The organism is Petrotoga sp. DB-2 (assembly GCF_054051725.1).
Genome location: NZ_JBSVZD010000008.1, coordinates 48742 through 72786, shown reverse-complemented (window position 1 = coordinate 72786; position 24045 = coordinate 48742). Strand labels below are relative to the sequence as shown.

Below are 24045 nucleotides of genomic sequence, written 5' to 3'. Positions count from 1 at the left end.
CTCCATCTTTTCTCAAATCTTTTCTCTCTTTTAACTTAAAACCTTTGTCAATACCCAGTATTTGTGCTATAATTTTGTTGCTCATGATATCACTCCTCTCTCTCTTTTTATTTTTTTGTTTTTTGTTCTATGAGGAGTGATATCTTTTTTTATCCCTTTTGTCAAGTATCTCATCAACCATTTTTATTATACAGCCATTTTTAGGAAACATTCCGTTTTTTCAATTGATTAGGTATCACTAGGTAAAATATTCCAAGTATGCTAGTTATTATTCCAAACACAAAGAACAAACTTTTCAATGAAAAAAATGTTGCCATTATCCCAGCAAAAGCATAAGAAAAAGGCCTTAACGAATTATCTATCGTTGATCGCAACGCAAAAACTCGTCCCCTTGTGTTTTCAGGGGTAATTCTTTGAATCAAAAGATTTTCATTAATATTTCCTATCTCAGTCATAACACCTAACATCAACAAAGCAATCAATACGTAAATATAACTGTTAACTATACCAAGAGAAGCCAGGAATACTCCTGCCAAAACTGAGGATAACATTAGTGCTACGTACTTCATTTTTATTTCTTTAATGGATGATAGAACTAGGGCGGAAATAAAAGAACCTGCTCCCAACATCGTTTGCATAATTCCATACTCACCAGGACCTACTTTCAGTATCTCACTAGCCAACACAGGTAAGAAAACGAATATAGTGGTTCCAAAAAAATCATCTAAAGTTTCTAAGGTTATCAACCCTTTAAGTTGAACATTGGACCATATCACTTTAAAACCATCTTTTATATCCGAAAAAACCAAACCAGTTTTCCTAACTTCCTCTTCTTTTCTGCCTTTTTCTTCCGCTTTTATGAACATTTCAGAGACTGCCGAGAAAATAAAAGTCATCCCATCGATTAAAATTGCCCATTTTATTCCCACTAAAGACACAATCACACCGCCGATAGCCATCCCAATAAGTTGTGAAAGTCTATCTGTCATTGAAATCATGGCATTAGCTTGAGAAAGCTCATTATCGTTTACCATAATCGGGATTAAAGACAACAACGCAGGACCAAATAAAGTACCACAGATCTGTAATCCAAAAATGGTTATTATCAATACCCAAATTTGATAGAAATATGTTCCAAAGAAAATACCCAGCAAAATAAGGATTCCGCCACTTATTAAATCAGTTATAACAAGGATATTTTTCTTTTTCCATCTATCTGCCCAAACACCTGCAAAAGGAGAAAAGATAATATTCGTAACAGCTATAGTACTTAAAACAGTACTAACTGCACCTACCCCGCCTATCTCAGCTGCAGCCGACCAAAGAATAGCGATAATAAAAATAGCAGATCCGACACTGGATACTAGCCTACCAAAAAACAAAAGTAGAAAATTACGGTTTTTTATTAAAAGTTGTAACCCGCCAGTTGAATTTGACATTTTATCTCCCCCTTTAAGATTTTCAATACAATAATAAATATCCTACAAAAATTATAATATATAACTTTAAAAAAGTCGAGTAATTTCTTAAATTTTTTAAAGTTATTGATTAATTTGCATAAAAAAGTAACTCCCGCATGCTACTTCGGGAGTTACCTATTAAGAAAAAAAGATATTATTCCAATTCTTCAAACCTTGTTTCAAGCTTTTTTAATACTCCTGGGAGGGTAGTATATTCCATCTCTTCAGGTGGAAGCCTATGTGGCTCGAAGGGACCTTGTAACCTTATGTAATCTGCTAATTCCAAAGCTTTTTTCCGAGAAAGGTCAAAAGCAAGATCATCAAACAAATCTATAGGACCGATAAAATTACCGTGACTTATTTGGAAGCCTGCTGCAATTACCCGAGGTGGTCCATCAAACCGTGTACATTGAGCGTCTTTGAATGAAACGGGCATTAAAGGGCCGTTATGTGAACCACGCATCCAGCCGCTGACTAAATAAGGTATGCTAAAGGGTTCTAAAACCTCTCCCAAAGCCGGTAAACCCGATTGTGCTCTTACCAATGCTACTGGATCGTCTTTCCCTACATATTTTTCAGCGATATAGAATAGCTTTTCTGTGCTTACTACTGCAACGGGTTCATCTTTAGGTAGAGGGCTAGAATCCTTGGGAAAAACCCTTTTTATAACATATTTGCTTTTTGCACCTATCAAAGATAATAAAAGATATAAATCTTCTGGACATTTGAGAAAAATTCTTTTTCTTTCTTTTATATTCCACACTTCAAATATAAATCCATCAATTAGCAAAGGATCAATAATCAATCCTGCAGTATTGAATGGATCCGCAAAAATTTTGTATATGGGGAAGTTAAAAGAACCTGGTTCTGTTTTATCCATCATAAATGCAACTAAAGTTTCAGACCCTCGTTCTGTAAATTCCATTTCTGCTATGCCTGGCCCCATTCCTTTAATATTTCCGCTAAATGCATCTGATAGCAAATCTTGACCGGCACCGTGTAACTTTAACTCTTTCGCAATCTTGGTTGCTGCTTCAAAAGTTTCCCAAGCGAGTTTATGAATTTCTTCAGAATCAATCCCCTTTCCATGACTCATAAGTAGTTGTAAATCATCACCTACGTGTAAAACTCTGTAATCTATCAACAATCCGTTTTCTTTTGCCTCCTGTAAGCACTCAGAGGCCTTTTCTTTAAGTTTAGGATGTACAGTTGAATGACCTGGAATTCCTCCAACATCTGCTTTAATTAAACTTACAGTAACTTTTCCCATCTTGTTATCACCTCCACCAGTAATTTATTAAGGATATTTAGGAACTCAAAAACTTTTTATGTAATTCTCCACCACTCTGCTCCCCCAACTATATTTTTCCAACCTTCAATTTAATTATATGTGAATAAAATTGTTTAGTCAAAGACGATTATTCCTATTTATAGCTGATTATAACTTTTTAGAGGCGATCCTGGGCAGTATGAAAAAAATTTCATAGAAATCATATTCGTCATAAAAATTGAACAATTTTCAAAAACAAGAAAATCAATTTTGTAAAAACTCAAAAATATTATAAAATTAGACATAGAAAGAAATACTGAGTATTTTCTTTTTTGTAAGAAAGGTGAATGATCGATGGGTTCTTTTTTATGGGTTCTTGAATCAACAGAAAAATACAGATTCCCTTACAGGGTAACTATCAGAAAAGGAGAAAAAATAATATTATCACTATTCGTCCAGGACAAATGGCCAGGTGCTGGTAAGCATATCTTTTGCATGAGAGACACAGAAAAACCATCGAGCAATTACCAAGAGATTGAAAGAGTTCCTATTATATCAATAAATCGCTACGGAAAAAGGTTGTCGGTAGTTCTTGACAGAGCGCAAAACAAAAGATGCGACTTTCTCTTTTTAAAAAAGAAGTATAAAAATAAAGAAGGAGAATACGAACAGATATTTTGGAGAACGGAACAAGGACTAAAAGAACATCGCCCTAAAGTTAAATTAACAGCAAAAGGGAATCATCATCTTCATATATTGATCGACATAAATGAAAGATATCCATGGAAATTTGCCAATTGTAGCGTTAAAAGAGCGCAGCTCAAAGCCGGCGATTATGCCTTACTAAGTGAAAGCGGCATAATAGCTGTTGCTGAAAGAAAAACCTTTACCAATTTTATAGGAGACATTGGGAATTTGCCTCTTCTGCACATGAAGCTTGGTGAATTAGCTAAATACAAACATTCTGCTTTCGTTGTTGAAGCAAATTACTCCGATTTTTTGAATCCCAGTAGGCTGAAGGTGTACACACCATCCTATTTGTCTAAAGTTTTAGCTGAGATTTTTGCTTATCATCCTGGGTTTCAAATAATATTTGCTGGAAACAGGAAATTGGCAAATGAATGGACTTTACGGTTCTTTCAAGCGGTCATGTCACATGAAAAGGATAACATCCCAACTATTGTTTCAGAAGTGGCATCTAAATATGAAACTAAAAAAGATTTTACAGGGGGTATATACTACGATATAAGAAGAGAAATACTTGAAGCTACTGAGGATACTTTCACTATAAATGAACTTAGGAAAAAATTCCCATTAACTTCTGATACTAAAATCAGAAAGGTATTGAGCGATCTCAGAGAAGAAGGTTATATAGAAAACTTTGGCAAAGGCAAAAAAAGTGTGTGGAAAAAAACATAAATTAACTCAGAAAAAATAAAATGTTGGAGGTTTTATTACTTGAAAATTGAGTATGATTGTATTCCATGTATATGTAGACAAGTTCTCGAGGCAAGTAGAATGACAGTCGGTGAGAACAGAAAAATTATTAAAGATATTTTGAATGAATATGCTCGAATGATCCCAGATATCACCGATGATGACTCTGCTCCTCAAATAGTTACTAGAATTCAAAATTATATAAAACAAAAAGCAGGAAAGGACGATATATATTTAGAATTCAAAGAAAAAAATATAAAAGCTGCTCAACAATACTATCCAACTATAGAAAAGTTAGTTAAAAGTTCAGAAGATCCATTATTATCGGCTTTGATAATGTCAGCAGTTGGAAATTCTATAGATGCGGGGGTTAGCTTAAACGTTGATATAGAGGATAACGTCAAAAGAGCCATTGAAAACGGGTTTTCACATAGTGATTACCCTTTTTTTAAAGAACAATTATCTAATGCCAACAGTATACTAATTATAGCCGATAATGCCGGTGAAGCTGTTTTTGATAAGTTACTCATTCAAGAGTTATTAAAGTATAAGGTGAATCTTACTTATGCGGTCAGAGACAAGCCCATTTTAAACGATGTCACCATGAAAGAAGCAAAGAATATAGGAATTGATAGATACTGTTCTTTAATATCAAGTGGCTGTGATACCCCTGGAATAGTATTAAAAAACGCAAGTAAAGAATTCCTACAAATATTTTCAAATGCTGATATTATAATCAGTAAAGGTCAAGGAAATTTAGAAGGATTATTGGATGAAAGTAAGCCTATTTTCTATTTATTAAAAATCAAATGTCACGTTATTGCAAAGCAGCTCAACGGTGGTCTAAAAACAGGCGATTTTGTATTCAAGTATTACTAAAACATAAGGAGAGATACTATGAAGATAGCATTAGGCATAAAAGGAAACAGTGTAAACAAAGCACATTTTGGAATGTCTGAAAAATATAGAATATATGAATTAGAGGATGGCATGCTGAATTTTATTGAGGAAAGAATAAACGATAACTTTACTCAGCACAAACATTCAGAAGTTGAAGATATAATGAAAATCCTTTCGGATTGCAATGTTTGGGTAGCAAAGTCCATGGGGAAAAAGTCTAAAGAAGTAATCATGGAATTGGGATATACTCCCCTTATAATTAACTCTGACTCAATACAAGAAGCCGAAAAGGAAATTGTGAAAGCATTAGACCACAATTGAAAAAATTGATTTTATCTAGGTTCGATTTTCACGCTTTTTCATTAACAGGTTTAGGATTGAAGGTTTCTTCTGGTGCAATTTTTAAAAAGAGAATAATTACAATAACTGATACTATGCTTGCAAACAGTGTAATTTGATATCCCCTTATTAAATCTAAAAGAATACCATATATCTGTGCACCAACAGGTACAGCTCCTTGAGCAATCAACCCCACAACCGTAAAAACACGAGATCTTACGTTGGTTGGTGTCATTCTTTGCAGGTTGGTATCAATAGGTATATTTATAAAAGCATTGCTCACGCCTATTACCATAAGGTTTATGTACAAAATTATTAAGAAGGTCCATGATGCACCTCCGAATTTGGTAACGATATTAGGAAAAAATAAACCTGAAATGATGAATAACATAATTGCCTCTACTGTTAAACCGAGTGTCACCGATTTTTTCGGATTATTTTTAGAAAAAATAGTACCAATTAAAATACTGCCAATTAGTATCCCCACGGTAAAAGAAGATTGAGTGATTCCATACTGTTCGCTCGTAAATCCAATTTCTTGCCTTAATACATAAGGGAGCACAATCGTAAGAATCGGTGCCAATAAAAAATTGACAATCATTACAAACAAAAGCAATTCTTTCAAACCTTTTCTTCCCTTTATAAAAATTACTCCCTCTTTGATGTCTGAAAACATGGATTTAAAGGATATTTTCTGCTTACCTTCAAAATGTGGTACATAAGTAATAAACATTTCGCTTATAGCAGAAATAACGAAAGAAATTCCATTTATAAGAAACACAACTTTTATTCCGCCAAATCCATATATGATTCCTCCAAGGATTGGTCCTATAATTCTAGAAACACTATTTATTGAAGAATTTACCGAATTAGCTTTGGTGAGGAAATCAATAGGAACTAAGTCGGGAAACATTGCCTCGGTTGAGCCGCCAAAAAAACTGTCTAATATAGAAATAAATACTTGGGCAGTGAAGATAAAGGCGATGTTCATCCAACCTTGATAGGCTGAATATGCCATAAAAAGTATAATTATCCCTCGTAAATAATCCAAATTCACCATAATTTTCTTTCGATTTCTTCGATCTCCCAAAACCCCTGCTATCGGTGAAAAAATCAAGCCTGGCAGCATACTTAAAAGAGAAAATGTACCCATAAGCGTCCCAGAGCCTGTAAGATCAAGAATATAAAGCGGTAAAGCAATCATTTGTACACCAGTTCCTATTAAAGATACAAGTCTACCTGCGGAATATAACAAAAAATTTCTTTTTTGCTCATTTGTCATTAGAATTCCCCCTGTTTTGATCTTTTTTATTGCCTTTAGAAACTCTAAAACTTCTTTAATAGCGCCCCTTCGCCCCGCTGCCCACCCAAAAGGAAAAGTTTCTTCTGTTCTTTCGCCCCGCTGCCCACCCATTTAAGGAATAGGAGACCCGCGCTAATTCTCCCCGAAGCTCAATTTACAAGGAAATAATTATTATAATTTTAACATATATTTTTAGGTGTTTCAAATTCGTTTAAGCTTCGTGTCAAATATGGATTACTGTCCTCTTTTATGAGTGTTTTTCCTAAAAATTCTTCATTTCTAACTACTTTTCCATTTTTGAAGAATTATCTAGATTTTCAAAGAGCATTTTGGTTAATTATTCAATATTTGAAAAACGCCCATGTTGGGCGTCTTTTCAGAAATTAGGTTCTCTTGAAAATAATGGCTAATTAATCTTTCATACTACCAACTGGCTTTCTATTACTTCTTTGTAAATGTGGGATTTTTTTAGTAACTCTTCGTGTGCTCCTTCTCCTCTTATCACCCCATCTTTCAATAATATCACCTTGCCAGCTTTTCTTATCGTCGATAATCTGTGGGATATTATTATCAGAGTCATCTAGTATTCTTTCAATTCATCGAATATTTCTTCTTCTGTCTGTGAATCTACCCCTGACGTTGCTTCATCCAGTATCAATACTTTTGGTTCCCTTATCAATGCTCTTGCTATTGCTACTCTCTGCCTTTGTCCATCAGATAACTTACTTCCCCTTTCTCCCACTACCGTGTCGTATCCTTCATCTAAAAGCCCTATGAATTTATCTACCTTCGCTTTCTTTACCGCCTTCATGAATTCCTCTTCAGTGAATTCATCGTCCAACATTATGTTTTCTTTGACCGTCATGTTGAATAAGGGTTCATTACCCCTTCGTTTTGTGTTTAAAGCCATCTTTCATCTTTTCCTTGAACCCTTTTCGGGGTGTTCTTTTACCTGGAGAGTATTCACGCTGTGTTTCATAAAAGCATTAAACAACAAATGATAAATTGATTTTATCAAGGTTTGACTTTTATACTTCTTCAGTAACAGGTTTGGGATTAAAGGTTTCTTCTGGTGCAATTTTTAAAAAGAGGATGGTTACAATAGCTGATGCTATGCTTGCAAACAGTGTAAGTTGATATCCCCTCATTAAATCTAAAAGAGTGCCAAATATCAACGAGCCAACAGGTATAGCTCCTTGAGAAATCAACCCCAAAACTGTAAAAACACGAGATCTTACTTTGGTTGGTGTCATTTTTTGCAGGTTGGTATTAATAGGTATATTTATAAAAGCATTACACACGCCTATTACCATAAGGTTTATGTATAAAATTATTAATAAAGTCCATGATGCACCTCCAAAATTGGTAACAACATGTGGAAAAAATAAAGTTGAGATAATGAAAAACATAATTGCCTCTGCTATTAAACCAAGTGTCATCGATTTTTTGGGATTACTCTTATAAAAAATAGTGCCAATTAAAATACTGCCAATTAGTATCCCCACGGTAAAAGAAGATTGTGTGATTCCATACTGTTCGCTCGTAAATCCAATTTCTTGCCTTAATACATAAGGAAAGACAATCATAAAAATTGGTGACATTATAAAATTGGCAATCATTGCAAACAAAAACAGTTCTTTCAAACCTTTTCTTTCTCTTATAAAAACTAAGCCTTCTTTGATGTCTGAAAACATGGATTTAAAGGATATTTTCTGCTTACCTTCAAAATGTGGTACGTAAGTAATAAACATTTCGCTTATAGCAGAAATAACGAAAGAAATTCCATTTATAAGAAACACAACTTTGATTCCCCCAAATCCGTATATGATTCCTCCGAGGATGGGTCCTATAATATTAGAAACACTATTTATTGAAGAATTTACCGAATTAGCTTTGGTGAGGAATTCAATAGGAACCAAGTCTGGGAGCATCGCACCGGTTGAGCCACCGAAAACACTGTCTAATATAGAAATAAATACTTGGGCAGTGAAGATAAAGGTGATGTTCATCCAACCTTGATAGGCTGAATATGCCATAAAAAGTATAATTATACCTCGTAAATAGTCCATATTCACCATAATTTTCTTTCGATTCATTCGATCTCCTAAAACCCCTGCTATCGGTGAAAAAATCAAGCCTGGAACCATGCTTAAAAAAGTAAATGTACCCATAAGGGTTCCAGAGCCTGTAAGATCAAGAATATACAGTGGTAAAGCAATCAATTGTACGCCACTTCCTATTAAAGATACAAGCCTACCTGTGGAGTATAGCCAAAAGTTTCTTTTTTGCTCTTTTGTCATAGAATTTCCCCCTGTTTTAATCTTTTTTATTGCCTTTAGAAACTCTAAAACTTCTTTAATAGCGCCCCTTCGCCCCGCAGCCCACCCTATAAGGAAAGAGAATCTTTACCCCTTCGCCCCGCTCCCCACCCTATAAGGAAAGAGAATCTTTACCCCCTCGCTCTGCCCACCCATCTAAGGAAGGTGGAGAAGGGTTTCCTGCTCCCCATCTCACCCATTTAAGGAAGGTGGAGAGGGGCTTCCTGCTCCCCACCCATATTCTTTTACTTTTACAATTTTCTGATGTTTTCGAGATAAACCTGCCATAATTCATCAGATAGTAAATCATAAGCCGTGTAATAAGATTCTACCTTTTTAATTTTTTTCTGTGGTCTTCTCAACATTTTTATAACCCCCTTTAATTATTTTAAACATAATTCGAAGATTTCACAAAAATTATAACAGATAAAATAAAAATTGTCAAGTAAAAAAGTAAAAAAATTCAATAATTTTTATATTTTTACTAAAAATTTTTGAATTTACTTATTGTATAGAGATTTAAAATTGGTGTATATACCTGTTTAACGAAAAAAGCTAAAATAAATTACGAATATGGTTCGGGAGGAGTAAGTGGATGTTAGAAAATCAAATTGGTTTAGCTCCGATGGCGGATTATACTGATTACCCTTTTAGGGAAATTTGCAGAAGATTTGGGGCTGATTTTACTTTTACAGAAATGATTTCAGTAGATTCCATAATAAGGGAAAATGAAAAGGTTGAAAAAATGCTTCCCCAAAAGGGTGAGGCTAATATAGGCGTGCAACTTTTTGGCAACGACACAACAAAATTTGTCGAAGCAGCTAAAGCTGTCCAGAGTTTAGCTAGTTGGATCGATATAAACGCTGCTTGCCCTGTTAATAAAGTTGTGAAAAAAGGTTCAGGGGCAGCTTTGTTAAAAGATCCAAAATTATTGGGAGATATCGTTTTTACTCTTAAAAAGAGTATTGATTTACCCGTAGGAGTAAAGGTAAGATTAGGATACGATCAAATAAATATTGAAGAAGTGGCTCAAACAGTCCAAGAAGCAGGTTCTGATTATATTATTGTTCATGGTAGAACTCGGTCACAAATGTACAGTGGAATTGCAAATAGAGAAGTAATAAAAAAGTTAAAGGGGAAGATCCGTATTCCTTTAGGGGCTAGCGGTGATGTGTTTAGTAAAAAAGATATAGATGATTATTTGTTGAATTATGGTGCGGATTTTATTTTAGTTGCAAGGGGCGCTATTGGTAACCCTTGGATATTCACAAAGAATAATTATAATCCAACTTTAGATGAGAGAATAGATACTTGTTTAGAGCACTTGAAACTTACGATAGAATTCTATGGTTCAGAGGTTTACGCAGTAAAAAAATTCAGAAAAGTATTAATGAAATACTTTTCTGGTATTGAAGGCTCAAAGGAGGTAAGAAGAAAGTTGCATTTACTTTTAACTTATAACGATGTCGCCGAATTGGTTTATACAACATTAAAACATTAATAATTATGCTATCTCATCAAGTAATATGCCTTGAACATCGTTTAGGGCTTTGGCAAGTTTGACGGACACTTCAGGTGGTATTTGTCTTATAATTTGCTTACTGTCTTTATCTATAATTTTTACAATAATAATATCCAAATCCCTTTCTATTTCAAACTTCGCCTCTCCTTTGAATATTTCGGATAATTTTTTTAATCTATCTTCAATTATTTTTGTGACTTTGTCAAGCTCGTCTGGCATAACCTCTTCTTTTTGAATCGGCTGGTTTGAATTTTCAGGATTTCTCTGATTGGCATTCGCCATTTCAATGTGCTGTCTATTAGATATAGGATTGTTAATGGAAAAATCTTCTTTACCCCCAATGTTTGATATTCCCATAATATCACCCGACCTTGAAATTATTATTCACTTTTTTATCGTCTGATATTTAATAAACTTTAATATTTAGAAATTAAATTATAAACATGGCGTCACCAAAAGAAAAAAATCGATATTTATTTTCTTTTGCAATTTCATATGAGTTCATAATAAAATCACGACCCGCAAACGCTGAAACTAGAAAAAGAAGTGAAGATTTAGGTAGATGAAAATTGGTGATCATGGCGTCAATTATTTTAAATTCAAATGGTGGGTAAATATATAGATCTGTTCTACCAGCGAGTTTGTCAGGATTTCTGGCAATAGTTTCGAGCGTTCTAACAACCGTTGTTCCTGTGGCTATGACCCTTTTACCATTAGCTTTGGCTCTGACTATATCTCGAAGTACACTTTTTGATACAATATAATACTCTTCGTGTATTTGATGGTTTCTAATGTCTGGTTCTTTAACGGGTCTGAAGGTTCCTAAACCTACATGAAGCGTAACTTCAGTGAAATTTACGCCGTAATCAGTGAGCTCATCTATTAACCCTTGTGTGAAATGTAAACCAGCGGTTGGTGCAGCCACCGCACCATTGTTTTTTGCGTAGGTAGTTTGATATTTTTCTGGATCGTCAATCTGTTTTTTTATGTAAGGCGGTAAAGGGACTTCGCCAATTCTTGGCAATTTTGAAAAAAAGTTGGGATCGTCAAATTCTAAAATTCTAGAACCATCTTCCAAATGTTCTACTACCGTGCAAACTAAATTGTCTTCAAAGATAAGTTTGTTACCTTTTTTTATCTTTCCACCAGGCTTTACCAAAGCTTTCCATGTTTTATCGTTTCCATTTTTTTCTAAAAGTAAAACTTCAACTTTTGCACCTGTTTCCTTTTTACCGTATAATCTTGCAGGGATAACTCTAGTATTATTTAAAACAAGCAAATCGCCAGGTCGTAAATAATTTTTTATATCCCTAAAAACTTTGTGTTCGATACTTTTTACTCTTCTATTTAGCACCATCAACTTGCAGCTATCTCTTGGTTCAACAGGTTCTTGGGCTATAAGCTCTTCAGGTAACTCGTAGTTATATTGCTCTAAGTCGAAACTTTGTTCACTCATCAAAAAACCTCCGCAGTTCCAATAATTTGTCTTTATCAAACTGATATTCATTATATTTATCCTGTGAAATCATGTAATAACCAAGTTTATTACTAAAATGAACGATCAATTCATCCGCAGGTGATTCAAAGTAAATCCTCTTTTTTTCGGACATTTTTTTTAAAATGTCCTTGTCATCCTCGCTTTTTAAAACGTATTCAATGTTTTTATCGAATACTATTATTGCAGGGAAAAACGTCATATTTTCTATGTAGAGATTATCCAGCAAATCAACCAATCTAACTATACTTTCTTGATCGTTGTACCTTACAACGTTACTACCATCGATAATAACTCCTTTAACCGATCCTTTGCTCATGAGCCTATAATGGTAGTAAGACACGTTTTTGAGATGAAGTTCCACCATCTGTTTTTCGTAAGGACCTAAACTTTTAAATATTTCTTTTATTTTTTTGTACAATGAGATCTTTGTATCAAGAGGATCTATGCTTAGGATCTCGTCTATGAGGTCTTGTACAAAGGGAGTTTTCACATCTAAAGGTATGTATGTTATTAGTGCGTATAAGTCTATAAAATCTTTAAAATCCAGTCTTTTCAATATAACTTGAGGATTGTAAAACTCAACCCCGTACTTTTTTAGTTTTTCATTGTAGTTACCAGGTGGAAACTTGTCTGGAAAAAGTAAAAATTTCAGGTTCTCAATCGTTTCTTCTTTTAACTTGTAATAGCTTTTTAAATCATTGAATCTATTCTCTTTTGGTTTTTTTAAAATATGCATTATCAGAAATTGAAAATCGTTTATGTGCTTTTTTGGTATTTTTAGTTCGGCATCTTTTCCTAAAACTCTGTATATCCAAAACATTTTTCTTTCGTTTAGTTCTCGAGGTTTTCTGAGAATGCTATTAGCCTTTTCAACTATTTTTCTAGTTTTTTGGCTATGTTCTTTGTAATCTTTTTCTGAGATAACGTTAAAAATCCTTTGAATTGACACAAAACTACTGCTCCTTTTCTATATTAGCCTCCATCTCTTTGTACTTTTCACCAAATCCTTCGATTTTTACATCCCTATACCTAATATCTTCATTGTAGGAAATATGAATCTCCAATCTTTCTTCGGGGGTTAAGTAATCCAAAAAGTCTGCCCATTCAATTATATATATCCCTTTAGGATCCAAAAAGACATCCAAATACTCTATCTCTTGTGGCTCGTTTAACCTATACAAATCAACGTGATATATAGTTGGATTTGTATCATATACCTTTACTAGAGAAAAAGTAGGGCTTGTTACGTTTATAGGGCTTTTGCTCAAGCTGTTAACTATATGCGATGTCAACGTAGTTTTCCCCGTTCCCAAATTACCAAAAAGTAGTAATTTTGCACCAGGGAAAAGATATTTAGAAATAGTTTCTCCTAATTTTTGGATTTGTTTTAGGTTGAGTTTGTTGTAAGATATTATAGGTTGTTCACTCCCCAACTACATTTTTCTTTTAGAAAACAATTAGAACATTTAGGTGTTTTTTTACAGTAAACTTTTGAATGTTTAACTATCAACGCATGGTATTCGTTGTAAAGCTGAACATCTTTTGTCAGGTTTTTCTCAAAGAAATTTTGAAACTCGTCGTATTCTCTAGACAATATTAAACCCAATCGTGAAAACATTCTCTTCGTATAAGCATCGATCACAAAAACCGGCATTTCAAAAGCGTATAAAAGTATCGAATCAGCGGTTTCTTTTCCTATTCCTTTTATACTTAACAGTTCTTCCCTTAAAGAGGTTACACTTTTATTTTTAATCTTATCTGTATCATAATTATATTTTTTTAACCATTCTAAGAAGTTTTTCAAACGTTTACTTTTAAGATTGTAAAAACCGGAAGATCTTATTAATTGTGCTAAATCATCTTCTTCGATTTTAGATAGTTTTTCTGGTTCTAATAGATCACGTTGCTTCAAATTTTCAATAGATTTTTCGACGTTGTTCCAGGAAGTATTTTGTGTTAAAATAGCCCCCACAGTCACTTCGAACCAATCGTCTGCGGGCCACCAATGCTGTGGACCATAATAATCGTAAAGATCCTTGTATATTTCATAAACTCTATTCAATATTTAATTTCTACCTCCATATTAGATGTTCAGGTGTTTCTCCTTCCAAAGCTTGAATGATATCTTTTGCTACCATCTGAGCCATTCGACTTCTCGTCTCGTGTGATGCAGATCCAATGTGCGGTGTTACTACTACGTTCTCTAAATCTTTTAATCCAGGTGTCAATTGAGGTTCATTCTCATACACATCTAACGCTGCTCCTGCAATCTCTTTATTTTTTAATTTTTCGTATAGCACTTGTTCATCAATTACTGGACCTCTTGCCGTATTAATAATAAAAGCAGATTTCTTTAATAGCGATAGTTTTTCTCTATCCAACATATGATAAGTATCGCTAGTTAAAGGCACATGTAAACTCACATAATCAGAAACCTTCAAAAGTTCATCCAGCGGTAAATAAGCAGCATTCACAGCCTTCTCTTCTTCGCTGGAAAGCCGATGCCTCTGATAATAATAAACTTTCATATTGAACCCTATTGCCCTTCTGGCGACCGCTTGACCTATACTTCCAAATCCTATGATACCCAAGGTTTTACCGTACACATCGGTTCCAAGAAACAATTCAGGCTTCCAACCATCAAATTTACCTTCTCTTGTAAAGGCATCAGACTCTACGATCCGTCTAGCAACAGCTAACATCAACGCCCAGGCTAAATCAGCGGTGGTTTCGGTTAATACGTCAGGGGTATTAGTTACATATATTCCTAACTCTTTTGCCTTTTGAATATCGATGTTGTTGTATCCCACAGCGTAATTTGCGACGATTTTTAATCTATCCTTACCTGCTTCTAACACTTCACTATCGATCGGATCTGCCAACATGGTAATTAATGCGTCAGATTCTTTTGCTATTTCTTTTAGTTCTTCTTTGGTGAGTAGCTTATCCTTTGGATTAACCCAAATATCGTACTTGCCTTTTAGCAAATCTATACCTGCTTCAGGGATTTTGTAGGTTATTGAGACTTTTTTCATTTTTTAACCTCCTAAATTGGGATTATGCATTTTAATGCCTTAGACTTTAAAAGTTTTATAGCGTCCCTTCGCCCCGCAGCCCGCCCATAAAGATGAATTGAAGAGGGGTTTGCCCCATAGAATATTCTTGAATATGCTATTTAATTATATCATATTAAAAAGCTGAGCAATAAATTTTACTGCTTTATGCAAAAAGCTTTTTTTGCTTCTTTATAATTTAGTAAAAAATCAATGACATATGTAATATAATTAAGTTGAATTCAAAAATGAGAGGTGGTGTTCTATGGGGATATCTTTAGTTAGCGATAAATTCAAGAAAGAAGAGTCTAAGTTAAAAGCCTTGTTGAACGATTATTTAGACCTTATCAACAAGAATTCTTTTTTGATTAAAGATAAAATTGACGAAGTAAAGAGCGAATTCGAAACACTTTTCAATTTTGTGGTTGTAGGCAAAGTTAAAGCTGGTAAAAGTAGTTTTTTAAACGCTTTACTTGGAATTAAAGAAGGAGAAGAGAATATCTTTGAGGTTGGACCAGGACCTCAGACTTCCAAAATAACAATCGTTCGAAAGGGTCAAGGAAACGTTGAAACAAAAGGTGATATGGTTACAATCTACAAAGATTTGGATTCTTTGGAAGGAATAGAGATAATAGACACCCCAGGAACGGACACAATAATGGAGAAACATGAAAAGATTACTAGAGATTTTTTAGAAAATAGCAATCTGATAATGTTTGTTTTCGACTCGAAAAATATATACACAAAAAGCGATTGGGATTTGATTGAAAAGATTATCAAGGATTTGAAAAAAGATGTCATCTTTATTCTTTCCCAGAAGGATAGAGCTTCACAAGAAGAGATAGAAACTGCTAAAAAAGAACTTATAAATAGATGCAACAAAATAGATTTGAATGATCCCAAAATCTTTTTAACTTCAGCTAAGTTAGAAATTGAGTCTAAAGATGATAGTGGGTTCCAACAGGTTAGAGAGTACATTTTTAACGAAATAGGTAGTCATGACAAGAAAAGAATGAAATTGAAAACAATTATAGGTAAGATTAGATTTTCCGTTGACCAAAATAGCAACATTTTGAACGAAAAAATCGAGAAATTGGAACTTCTTGAAAGATATTATGAAACCCTTAATGCATTCTTAGACGAGAACCATTCTTTTTTGAATATTAGGTTTGAGTCAATTAATGATTCTATAAAAAATTATTACTTGAGTAAGTTAACTAATTTGAAAGATTCAATCTTAAACTTTTATAAAACGCAGAAAAAAGTGAAGGAATTGATCGAGTACGAGATTACTAAATTTATAAAAGAGGGATCAAATATACTGGAAGAGAAAATAAAAAGAGAAATCACATATATTATCGATGAAGAAAAAAGAAGAATAGATAAATTTTTTGATAAAGAAGAAGTTGTTGAAAGATTAGGAAAGGATTCTTTCTTAAATGAAAAGTTAAAATCTGATGTTGATAAATTTTTTGACGATTTTCAGGAAGATTTGGAGAAAGAAATCAACACAATTTTAAATAGAACCTTTAAAACAGTGACGTTTAAAAACAAAAATCTGTTGAACAGGTTATACATCTCTAAAAGTGTTCAGAAGAGATTGGATAATGAAATTTCTAATCAAATGAAGGCTTTAGAAAATACACTTAGAACTAATGTTGAATCTTTTTTAAATAGCTTAAAAGTAAAAATGCAAACAAGTATGTTTGAAAACTACGAAGCATTTAAAAACGAAATAAATAACCTAGAACATTTCAAAGATCTAAAAGAAAGAATTGATGATTACACAAGACAATTGGAAGATATAGAGTCATCTATCAGCAGTAAGTCTTTTTAGTTTCTCTTATTTATGATATAATATTTCTATATTTTTAGGTTTGTGGAGGTGCTTTCTTTTTTGTTTGATCCCAATTTTATTAGAAATATAGCAATAATTGCACATATTGATCATGGAAAAACAACTTTGATGGATAGAATACTGGAATTGACGCATTCAATAGATGAAAGAAATATGAGAGAACAGTATTTAGATTCAATGGACCTTGAAAGAGAGAAAGGAATTACTATAAAATCACATCCGGTCAAGGTTTTTTATACTGGAAAAGATGGTAATGAGTATGAGCTAAATATTCTGGACACTCCCGGACATATTGATTTTACCTATGAAGTTTCAAGAAGTTTGGCAGCATGTGAAGGTGCTATTTTATTGGTCGATGCCACTCAAGGTGTGCAAGCCCAAACGGTTACTAACACGTATTTAGCGTTGGAAAACAATTTGGAAATCATAGGTGCAATAAACAAAATAGATCTTCCCACTGCAAATATTGATGAAACAATGTTGGAGATAAATGATTTGGTTGGTATCGAAGCTGACTCAATAATCCCTATTAGTGCTAAAACTGGAGAGAGTGTTACAGATTTACTGGAATTGATTATTCAAAAGGTCCCTTCTCCCCTTAGCAAAGGCAATACTTCAGACAAGTTGAAAGGTCTGGTATTCGATGCTAAGTACGATAAGTACAAAGGAATCATCGTTTATTGTAGAATATTTGGTGGGAAGGTAAAAAAAGGCGATAAGATTAAATTAATGGCGTCTGAAGGAACCTATGAAGTTACAGAGGTTGGGATCTTTCACCCAGAGATGATAGAGACAGAGGATTTGTCCGCTGGCGAAATAGGTTATATTATAGCGGGGATAAAAGATATTGAGCAAGCAAGAGTAGGAGATACAATTACTGATGCGCTAAATCCCATAGAAAAACCTCTTCCTGGGTACAAAGAAGTAAAACCTATGGTCTATGCTGGACTTTATCCAGGCTTACCTGAATATTATGAGGATTTAAGAAAGGCTCTTGAAAAGTTGAAATTGAATGATGCCTCTCTTGTGTTCACACCCGAAAGTTCCCCCGCTATGGGATATGGTTTTAGGGTAGGTTTTTTGGGCTTACTTCACATGGAAGTTGTTAAAGAACGTTTGCAAAGGGAGTTTGAACTTGCCGTTATCCTTACTGTTCCGAGTGTAATTTACAAAGCCAAGCTAAGAAATGGGGAAGAAATAGAAATTACGAATCCTTCAGAGTTTCCTGATGAAGATTTGATAGAGAAAGTTTACGAACCTTTTTGCAAGTTGGATATTATCACGCCGCCTGATTATATGGGAGATTTAATCAATCTTGCTCAAGTCGAAAAAAGAGGTAATTTTTCTCATGTATCAAATGCAGGTAAAAATCGGGTAGTTTTACATTTTGAAATTCCTTTGGCTGATTTGATCTTCGATTTTTTTGATAAGATGAAGGCTATCAGTAAAGGTTACGCCTCTATGGATTACGAGATAACTGGATACAAAGAGTCTAATTTAGTGAAGTTAGAAATTTTAATAAATAGAGAGAAAGTCGACGCCTTGTCTTACGTAGTTCATGAGAGCCAGAGTTATACACTTGCAAGAAAATTAGTAGATAAATTAAGGGATTTAATTCCCAGACATCAGTTCGAGATACCTATACAAGCATATTGTAAGGGTAAGATAATAGCGAGATCCACTATTAAAGCCTTAAGAAAAGATGTCCTTCAAAAGTGTTATGGTGGAGATGTGACAAGAAAGATGAAATTGCTAGAAAAGCAAAAAGAAGGTAAAAAAAGGATGAGAGAGATTGGTAAGGTCAATATTCCGCAAGAGGCATTTTTGGCTTTGTTGAAAGTCAATGAAGATGAAGAATAGATTTGGAGGTGTCAAAGTTGGCAGGAGATTTAAAAGAGAGCAAAAGTAAAGGTAGAATCATCTACAGAATAATCTTATGGATTGCCGGTTTGGCTTCTTTATTTGTGTTTTCCTTGGTTATTAACCAACCATGGATTCTTTTTGCTATAACCATTGTAGCTCTTTTGAGTAAAGAGTGGTTGTTGGCATTTATAATTACTGGAATAAGAGGAACAGGCATTTTTGGGGCTATGGGAGAAGTTGAAATGTTGTGGATTACATTATGTATATTTTTTATATTCATTTGGGGACTTTTCAGATTCTTCTTTGATACTGATAGATTTTTGAGAAAAAAGGTAAGAAGTTTACACACGAATCAGGAAAAAGAAAAGGTGTAGAATTTCTACACCTTTTTAAGTTATTTTTTTATAGTCAATTTTGTTTTATGTTGTATTTTCTTTTTATCCTTTTGATCTCGTCTCGGTACTTTGCTGCTTCTTCGTATTTTAATTCGGATGCCGCTTCGTACATTTTTTCTTCAAGCATGGCTAAGTAATCATCTGGAGAGAGGTTCTCCTCTACGGCAAATATATAATCTTCTTCTTTTACCTCGTTATCTTTGAACGGCGCAAATATATCTTCCGGTAATTTTTTAATGATGCTTCTTGGAGTGATGTTGTTATCTATATTGTATTGAATCTGTATTTCTCTTCTTCTATTGGTTTCGTCGATGGCGGTTTTCATAGCCTCCGTTATTCTGTCGGCATATAGTAATACCTTTCCTTGAACGTTTCTTGCAGCCCTACCAATCGTTTGAATCAATGTTGTTTCAGATCTTAAAAACCCTTCTCTATCTGCATCCATTATGGCGACCAGAGAAACTTCCGGTAAATCCAGCCCTTCTCTTAGTAAGTTTACACCCACAACTACTTCAATTTCGCCGTTTCTTAGCTTTTTCACTACCTCTGACCTTTCAATTGTGTCCAGTTCTGAGTGTAGATACAGTGATTTAATGCCCATTAGGTTCAAATGGTCCGAGAGAATTTCTGCATCTTTCTTCGTCAAAACCACCGCTAGAGCCCTTTCTCCTCTTTCTACGACCTCTTTTACTTCGGATATGAAATCATCCACTTGCCCTTCCGTAGATTTTACTTCAACCTTTGGATCCACAAGCCCTGTAGGTCTAATGATTTGTTCAACTATTTGGTCTGATACTTCCATTTCAAATGGACCTGGGGTAGCTGATACAAAGACTATTTGATTGGTTCTTTCTAAAAACTCTTCGAATCTTAAAGGTCTGTTATCTAAGGCAGACGGTAGCCTAAATCCGTAGTCAACTAGGTTTTTCTTCCTCGCGTAATCTCCTCTGAACATTGCTCTTAACTGTGGTACGGCTATGTGGGATTCGTCGATAAACGTAATAAAATCCTCGTCGAAGTAATCCAAAAGGGTCCACGGAGGGTCTCCAGGACTTCTTCCATCGAAATACCTTGAATAATTTTCTATCCCTTTGCAATATCCCAATGTTTGAAGAAATTCCACATCTTGACGTACACTTTGTTCTATTCGTTGAGCCTCTAAAAGTTTTCCTTCCCTTTTAAAATATTCTATTTGGGTTTGCAGATCGGCATTTATTCTTTCAATAGCTGAAAAAATCTTTTCCTGACTGGTTACAAATTCTTTCGCTGGATAAATAGTAATTTTATCAAATTCTTCTATTATAGTTCTGTTGAATACGTCCAGAGCTTGGATCTTTTCGACTTCATTATCAAAGAAAGTTACCCTTATTCCAAAATCTTCGTAGGGAGGAAATATTTCTAAAACATCACCCTTCCATCTGAACGTTCCACCAAGATAATCTTTTTCTTGCCTTGTGTATTGCATTTTACCGAGTTTAATAAGGATCTCTCTTCTAGAATACTCTTCATTCACTCGCAAATAAAGGTTTATGTTGGAAAAGTCATCAGGGTTTCCCGACGCATAGATAGCTGAAACACTTGAAACTACAATTACGTCTCTCCTTGTTAAAACTGATTTTAACGTTGAAAGCCTCATTTTGACTAAAATATCGTTTATGTCTGCATTTTTTTCTATGTATATGTCTCGCGAGGGGATGTAGGCTTCTGGTTGATAGTAATCGTAATAACTTATAAAAAATTCTACTTTATTTTCTGGAAAAAACTCTTTGAATTCGTTGTATAGTTGAACAGCTAAGATTTTATTCGGGGAGAGCACTAAAGTTGGTCGATTCACGTTTGCAATAATATTAGCCATTGTATAGGTTTTACCAGATCCAGTAACTCCCAATAAAGTTTGAAATCTATAATTTTTATTGATCCCAGAAGAGAGTTCTTCTATTGCTTTTGGTTGATCTCCTTGAGGCTCGTATTCTGAACGAAGCTCAAACACAATAAATACACCTCCATTCAACCTCTGCTTTAGATTCTAGTAGATTTAGAATCTAAAGGTGAATCCTGCGCTGATTTTAAAATCATTTGTCGTTTCGATATTTCCTACCTCTCCCATGGGGAATAAGAAATTGTATCCTACTTCCGTGTATAATCCTAAGGTTTCGTTCATATAATAACTATAATCAATAACTGGTGTGAGTTTAAAGTAAACAGCCGACGAATCATCCGAAGCTGTAACACTTTTCAACCCTACTAAGATTCCCATCAAAAGGGTTGCATCCGTTTCTGATAGATAGTTAAGATAACCTAATTTGAAATCAAAATCACCATCAAATGTGTTTTCATCGAACAAGAACACAAAAGAAAATCCAGTATATAGGTGTTCATAATTATCGAATCCTGCTTCGAACCCAACACCGTTCTTTTCAAATCCTTCGTTAACGTAATATATTCTAGTGATGGTCTTTATTGGAGAAAGAGTTGGATTTTCTAATACGTAAACATTTTCATCTTGGTAGTTGAAATTTTTTGGGGCTTCGAGTATCTTCAACAAACTGTTGTTATCCCAGACTTCTTCGGCTATTAATTTCCCACCGTGAAGATCATAAAACTGTCCATTTAATTCTTTAGTGATTACAAATTCAAACATCATACCTTTTCTTATTCCAACGTTTCTGCCAGCATCTATATGAACATATTTATTTTCTATAGCGATAATATTGGCTTTTATTTTAAAAAGTTTGTTCAACTCTGTGGCGATAGAAGAGGCGAGATTATTGGCAGCGGATCTTCTTGAATAGTATAACGCTTCAAAATCGCTGGTACTAGCATTTATATATGAGGTGCCACTTGAAGTAAGAAGTTTAGAATAGATATTTTCTCCTGTGGAAATTTTGACGACGTTGACCTTCGCTAGTATACGATACTCCCACCATATTAATTCTTCGGTTTTCTCTAAGTTAGGGAAGCTTTCAAGTATTTGAATATGGACTAAAAAATCTGCATCTAAATTTTTTTTCATATAATCTTCGTTTTCGATCATTTCTCTGAGATTTTCTAATAACAGATCATCTTTTGTTAATACCCTATATTTTCCTTGTTTTTCAAGATCATCTTTTAAATATTGTTCCAACAAGGAACCAATACTGGAATCACCTTCTGTGTATATCAAAAAACTTCTTCTTAGATCGATAACCTCGCTCGACTGAGAAAAAAGCTGCAATAAAAAGATTGAAACAAAAATTGATATGGTGATAATCTTTTTCAATTTTCACCATCCTCTCAACTTTAAATAGATGAAATCTTTTCAGCTAATTCCTTTTTTCCTGATTTTATAGCACATTTATACAGTTGCATCTTTTCATTGAATATTATACCAGCTTCCCAAAGAGTTTTTTCATCTAGCAAAACAAAATCATCAAAATTGCCTTTAAAAGCTTCTTCGCCTTTTTTTAACAACAGTACGTTAGGTTTCAAACTGGCGAATTCGTCTATCCAGTGGGTTGATATTATTATGGTCTTTCCCAAGTTGTGAAGTTCTTTTATAAGGTTGAATATAGAAGTTTTTGTCAGGTAATCCAATCCAACAGTGGGTTCGTCAAAGATTATATAATCAGGGTTATAGGAGAGAACAGAGATAATCGCTACCTTTCTCATTTCTCCTCCTGAGAGTTCAAATGGATTTTTTTCAAGGTATGATTCCGGTAACTTTACCAAGTCTAAATAGTACTTTAGTAAATCATCACTTAGTTGAACCCCAAAATTTTTTGGTGCAAACATTATTTCTTCCCTTACTGTGGGAAGAAAAAATTGCGATTCTGGGTATTGAAAAACTATACCTATTTTCTTTCTGATATCTTTTATGTTGACCTTTTTGTCCTTTGTGGATAGTCTCTCAACTAACACTCGTCCTTGTTGAGGTATAAGTAATCCATTCAGTAAACTCATTAACGTAGTTTTCCCGGATCCTGTATGTCCAACGAATAACCACAAATCACCTTTCTTAATTTCTATATTTATATTTGTTAGGGCTGACTTTTGAAAAGGTGTATTCAAGGAGTAAGTAAAACTTACATCTTCAAGTATTATCGACATAGTTCATCAACCAACTTTTTCAAATCCGTATGAAAGTGTCTGTTAATTTTTTCGTTGAAAGGTAGCTCAGATTGGATAACGTTATTCTTGTAAAATTGATCCTTGTCTCCTTCATAAACAATCTCTCCATCGTTGAGAGCGATGATTTTGTCTACATGTTCCAGGTCAGAAGAATGATGAGTAGCAATTATAATCGTTTCTCCTATTTCTCTGAGATTGTGTATAACTTTGTAGATTTCACTTCGACCTTTTGGATCTAGCATTGAAGTAGGTTCATCCATGAGTATAATCTCAGGTTCCATTGCCAGAATAGAGGCTATTGCAAGCCTTTGTTTTTGCCCTCCAGATAATGCATTTGGGTCTGCGTGGTTCAACCCTTCTAATCCTACCGTTGAAAGGGCCCACTCGATTCTTTCTAGCATTTTTTCTCTTGGGACCCCTATGTTTTCTAGCCCAAAAGCCACATCCTCTTCGACGGTGACCCCTATAATTTGATTTTCAGGGTTTTGAAAAATATAACCTACCTTTATTCTATTATGTTCATCTAATTTTTGATCTTTGATAATTACTTCTCCCTCTTGAGGGGATAAAATACCACAAAGAAGCTTTAGAAGCGTAGATTTTCCACTTCCATTACTCCCAACTAAACCGATAAATTCGCCTTTTTTGACGTCTAAATTGATATTTGTTAGTACCTTTTTTTCATAATAACTGAAAGAAAGATTTTTGCATCCAAAAAACAT

The 24045-nt window shown here is 34.1% G+C and carries 23 protein-coding genes; 7 read left to right on the top strand and 16 right to left on the bottom strand.

Annotated elements, in window-relative coordinates; all coding sequences use genetic code 11:
- Positions 1-200: 200 nt before the first annotated feature.
- Both ACW9JY_RS04635 and fbp read right to left on the bottom strand, forming a co-directional pair.
- Positions 201-1439, bottom strand: a complete 1239-nt coding sequence (locus ACW9JY_RS04635; protein WP_103079595.1) for an MFS transporter — start codon at positions 1437-1439, stop codon at positions 201-203.
- A 175-nt stretch (positions 1440-1614) separates the two neighbouring features.
- Positions 1615-2730, bottom strand: a complete 1116-nt coding sequence (gene fbp, locus ACW9JY_RS04630) for a fructose-1,6-bisphosphate aldolase/phosphatase (protein WP_457283564.1) — start codon at positions 2728-2730, stop codon at positions 1615-1617.
- A gap of 354 nt (positions 2731-3084) precedes the next feature.
- Between fbp and ACW9JY_RS04625 the strand changes: the two genes are divergently transcribed.
- From ACW9JY_RS04625 to ACW9JY_RS04615, 3 genes are read left to right on the top strand one after another with little or no spacing between them, the layout of a single operon-like run.
- Entirely contained in the window at positions 3085-4149 is a 1065-nt protein-coding gene (locus tag ACW9JY_RS04625; protein WP_457283563.1) for an ERCC4 domain-containing protein, read from the top strand.
- A 39-nt stretch (positions 4150-4188) separates the two neighbouring features.
- Complete coding sequence (locus ACW9JY_RS04620) at positions 4189-5046, top strand: damage-control phosphatase ARMT1 family protein (protein WP_457283562.1); 858 nt, start codon at positions 4189-4191, stop codon at positions 5044-5046.
- Positions 5047-5064: 18 nt separating this feature from the next.
- On the top strand, positions 5065-5388 hold the full coding sequence (locus tag ACW9JY_RS04615) for a NifB/NifX family molybdenum-iron cluster-binding protein (protein ID WP_457283561.1): 324 nt from the start codon (positions 5065-5067) through the stop codon (positions 5386-5388).
- 28 nt (positions 5389-5416) lie between these two features.
- On the opposite strand, the gene ACW9JY_RS04610 is transcribed toward ACW9JY_RS04615, so the two are convergent.
- The 4 genes from ACW9JY_RS04610 to ACW9JY_RS04595 form a co-directional block, all read right to left on the bottom strand.
- Complete coding sequence (locus ACW9JY_RS04610) at positions 5417-6688, bottom strand: MFS transporter (RefSeq protein WP_457283560.1); 1272 nt, start codon at positions 6686-6688, stop codon at positions 5417-5419.
- 439 nt (positions 6689-7127) lie between these two features.
- The gene (locus tag ACW9JY_RS04605) at positions 7128-7289 is read right to left on the bottom strand and encodes a hypothetical protein (RefSeq protein WP_457283559.1); all 162 of its coding nucleotides are present in this window, start codon (positions 7287-7289) and stop codon (positions 7128-7130) included.
- Positions 7290-7619 (bottom strand): ATP-binding cassette domain-containing protein, encoded by a 330-nt coding sequence (locus ACW9JY_RS04600; protein ID WP_457283558.1) that lies wholly within the window; start codon positions 7617-7619, stop codon positions 7290-7292.
- Positions 7620-7737: 118 nt separating this feature from the next.
- Positions 7738-9009 (bottom strand): MFS transporter, encoded by a 1272-nt coding sequence (locus tag ACW9JY_RS04595; RefSeq protein ID WP_457283557.1) that lies wholly within the window; start codon positions 9007-9009, stop codon positions 7738-7740.
- Between the two features lie 613 nt (positions 9010-9622).
- On the opposite strand from ACW9JY_RS04595, the gene ACW9JY_RS04590 reads away from it, so the two are divergent.
- Positions 9623-10528: a tRNA dihydrouridine synthase gene (locus tag ACW9JY_RS04590; protein WP_457283556.1), complete on the top strand. Its 906-nt coding sequence runs from the start codon at positions 9623-9625 to the stop codon at positions 10526-10528.
- A 3-nt stretch (positions 10529-10531) separates the two neighbouring features.
- Here ACW9JY_RS04590 and ACW9JY_RS04585 read toward each other — a convergent pair whose 3' ends face one another.
- From ACW9JY_RS04585 to ACW9JY_RS04560, 6 genes are all read right to left on the bottom strand, one after another.
- Entirely contained in the window at positions 10532-10906 is a 375-nt protein-coding gene (locus ACW9JY_RS04585) for a flagellar protein FlaG (protein WP_457283555.1), read from the bottom strand.
- Between the two features lie 73 nt (positions 10907-10979).
- On the bottom strand, positions 10980-12005 hold the full coding sequence (gene queA, locus ACW9JY_RS04580; protein ID WP_457283554.1) for a tRNA preQ1(34) S-adenosylmethionine ribosyltransferase-isomerase QueA: 1026 nt from the start codon (positions 12003-12005) through the stop codon (positions 10980-10982).
- The gene (locus ACW9JY_RS04575) at positions 11998-12996 is read right to left on the bottom strand and encodes a hypothetical protein (protein WP_457283553.1); all 999 of its coding nucleotides are present in this window, start codon (positions 12994-12996) and stop codon (positions 11998-12000) included. Before ACW9JY_RS04575 ends, queA begins: the two co-directional genes overlap by 8 nt.
- Positions 12997-13000: 4 nt before the next feature.
- Positions 13001-13480, bottom strand: a complete 480-nt coding sequence (gene tsaE, locus ACW9JY_RS04570; protein WP_457283552.1) for a tRNA (adenosine(37)-N6)-threonylcarbamoyltransferase complex ATPase subunit type 1 TsaE — start codon at positions 13478-13480, stop codon at positions 13001-13003.
- Complete coding sequence (locus ACW9JY_RS04565; protein ID WP_457283551.1) at positions 13459-14109, bottom strand: endonuclease; 651 nt, start codon at positions 14107-14109, stop codon at positions 13459-13461. Before ACW9JY_RS04565 ends, tsaE begins: the two co-directional genes overlap by 22 nt.
- A gap of 10 nt (positions 14110-14119) precedes the next feature.
- Positions 14120-15082, bottom strand: coding sequence for a 2-hydroxyacid dehydrogenase (locus ACW9JY_RS04560; protein WP_457283550.1), 963 nt, complete (start codon positions 15080-15082; stop codon positions 14120-14122).
- Positions 15083-15365: 283 nt separating this feature from the next.
- Between ACW9JY_RS04560 and ACW9JY_RS04555 the strand changes: the two genes are divergently transcribed.
- From ACW9JY_RS04555 to ACW9JY_RS04545, 3 genes are read left to right on the top strand one after another with little or no spacing between them, the layout of a single operon-like run.
- A complete protein-coding gene (locus ACW9JY_RS04555; RefSeq protein ID WP_457283549.1) occupies positions 15366-16937 on the top strand; it encodes a dynamin family protein in 1572 nt (523 codons plus the stop codon).
- Between the two features lie 60 nt (positions 16938-16997).
- On the top strand, positions 16998-18818 hold the full coding sequence (gene lepA / locus ACW9JY_RS04550; protein WP_457283548.1) for a translation elongation factor 4: 1821 nt from the start codon (positions 16998-17000) through the stop codon (positions 18816-18818).
- 17 nt (positions 18819-18835) lie between these two features.
- Positions 18836-19195, top strand: coding sequence for a hypothetical protein (locus ACW9JY_RS04545; RefSeq protein ID WP_457283547.1), 360 nt, complete (start codon positions 18836-18838; stop codon positions 19193-19195).
- A gap of 34 nt (positions 19196-19229) precedes the next feature.
- On the opposite strand, the gene uvrB is transcribed toward ACW9JY_RS04545, so the two are convergent.
- The 4 genes from uvrB to ACW9JY_RS04525 are packed head-to-tail and all read right to left on the bottom strand — an operon-like array spanning position 19230 to position 24045.
- Complete coding sequence (gene uvrB / locus ACW9JY_RS04540) at positions 19230-21206, bottom strand: excinuclease ABC subunit UvrB (protein ID WP_457283546.1); 1977 nt, start codon at positions 21204-21206, stop codon at positions 19230-19232.
- Between the two features lie 45 nt (positions 21207-21251).
- The gene (locus ACW9JY_RS04535) at positions 21252-22475 is read right to left on the bottom strand and encodes a hypothetical protein (protein ID WP_457283545.1); all 1224 of its coding nucleotides are present in this window, start codon (positions 22473-22475) and stop codon (positions 21252-21254) included.
- 20 nt (positions 22476-22495) lie between these two features.
- Complete coding sequence (locus ACW9JY_RS04530; protein ID WP_457283544.1) at positions 22496-23302, bottom strand: ATP-binding cassette domain-containing protein; 807 nt, start codon at positions 23300-23302, stop codon at positions 22496-22498.
- Positions 23293-24045: an energy-coupling factor ABC transporter ATP-binding protein gene (locus ACW9JY_RS04525; RefSeq protein WP_457283543.1), complete on the bottom strand. Its 753-nt coding sequence runs from the start codon at positions 24043-24045 to the stop codon at positions 23293-23295. The genes ACW9JY_RS04530 and ACW9JY_RS04525 overlap by 10 nt, the downstream gene beginning before the upstream one ends.

Bases quoted from the DNA above. Each gene is read 5' to 3' on its own strand.
- ACW9JY_RS04635 (WP_103079595.1), bottom strand. From the start codon at position 1,439: ATGTCAAATTCAACTGGCGGGTTACAACTTTTAATAAAAAACCGTAAT.
- fbp (WP_457283564.1), bottom strand. From the start codon at position 2,730: ATGGGAAAAGTTACTGTAAGTTTAATTAAAGCAGATGTTGGAGGAATT.
- ACW9JY_RS04625 (WP_457283563.1), top strand. From the start codon at position 3,085: ATGGGTTCTTTTTTATGGGTTCTTGAATCAACAGAAAAATACAGATTC.
- ACW9JY_RS04615 (WP_457283561.1), top strand. From the start codon at position 5,065: ATGAAGATAGCATTAGGCATAAAAGGAAACAGTGTAAACAAAGCACAT.
- ACW9JY_RS04610 (WP_457283560.1), bottom strand. From the start codon at position 6,688: ATGACAAATGAGCAAAAAAGAAATTTTTTGTTATATTCCGCAGGTAGA.
- ACW9JY_RS04605 (WP_457283559.1), bottom strand. From the start codon at position 7,289: ATGACTCTGATAATAATATCCCACAGATTATCGACGATAAGAAAAGCT.
- ACW9JY_RS04600 (WP_457283558.1), bottom strand. From the start codon at position 7,619: ATGGCTTTAAACACAAAACGAAGGGGTAATGAACCCTTATTCAACATG.
- ACW9JY_RS04595 (WP_457283557.1), bottom strand. From the start codon at position 9,009: ATGACAAAAGAGCAAAAAAGAAACTTTTGGCTATACTCCACAGGTAGG.
- ACW9JY_RS04590 (WP_457283556.1), top strand. From the start codon at position 9,623: ATGTTAGAAAATCAAATTGGTTTAGCTCCGATGGCGGATTATACTGAT.
- ACW9JY_RS04585 (WP_457283555.1), bottom strand. From the start codon at position 10,906: ATGGGAATATCAAACATTGGGGGTAAAGAAGATTTTTCCATTAACAAT.
- queA (WP_457283554.1), bottom strand. From the start codon at position 12,005: ATGAGTGAACAAAGTTTCGACTTAGAGCAATATAACTACGAGTTACCT.
- ACW9JY_RS04560 (WP_457283550.1), bottom strand. From the start codon at position 15,082: ATGAAAAAAGTCTCAATAACCTACAAAATCCCTGAAGCAGGTATAGAT.
- ACW9JY_RS04555 (WP_457283549.1), top strand. From the start codon at position 15,366: ATGGGGATATCTTTAGTTAGCGATAAATTCAAGAAAGAAGAGTCTAAG.
- ACW9JY_RS04530 (WP_457283544.1), bottom strand. From the start codon at position 23,302: ATGTCGATAATACTTGAAGATGTAAGTTTTACTTACTCCTTGAATACA.
- ACW9JY_RS04525 (WP_457283543.1), bottom strand. From the start codon at position 24,045: ATGTTTTTTGGATGCAAAAATCTTTCTTTCAGTTATTATGAAAAAAAG.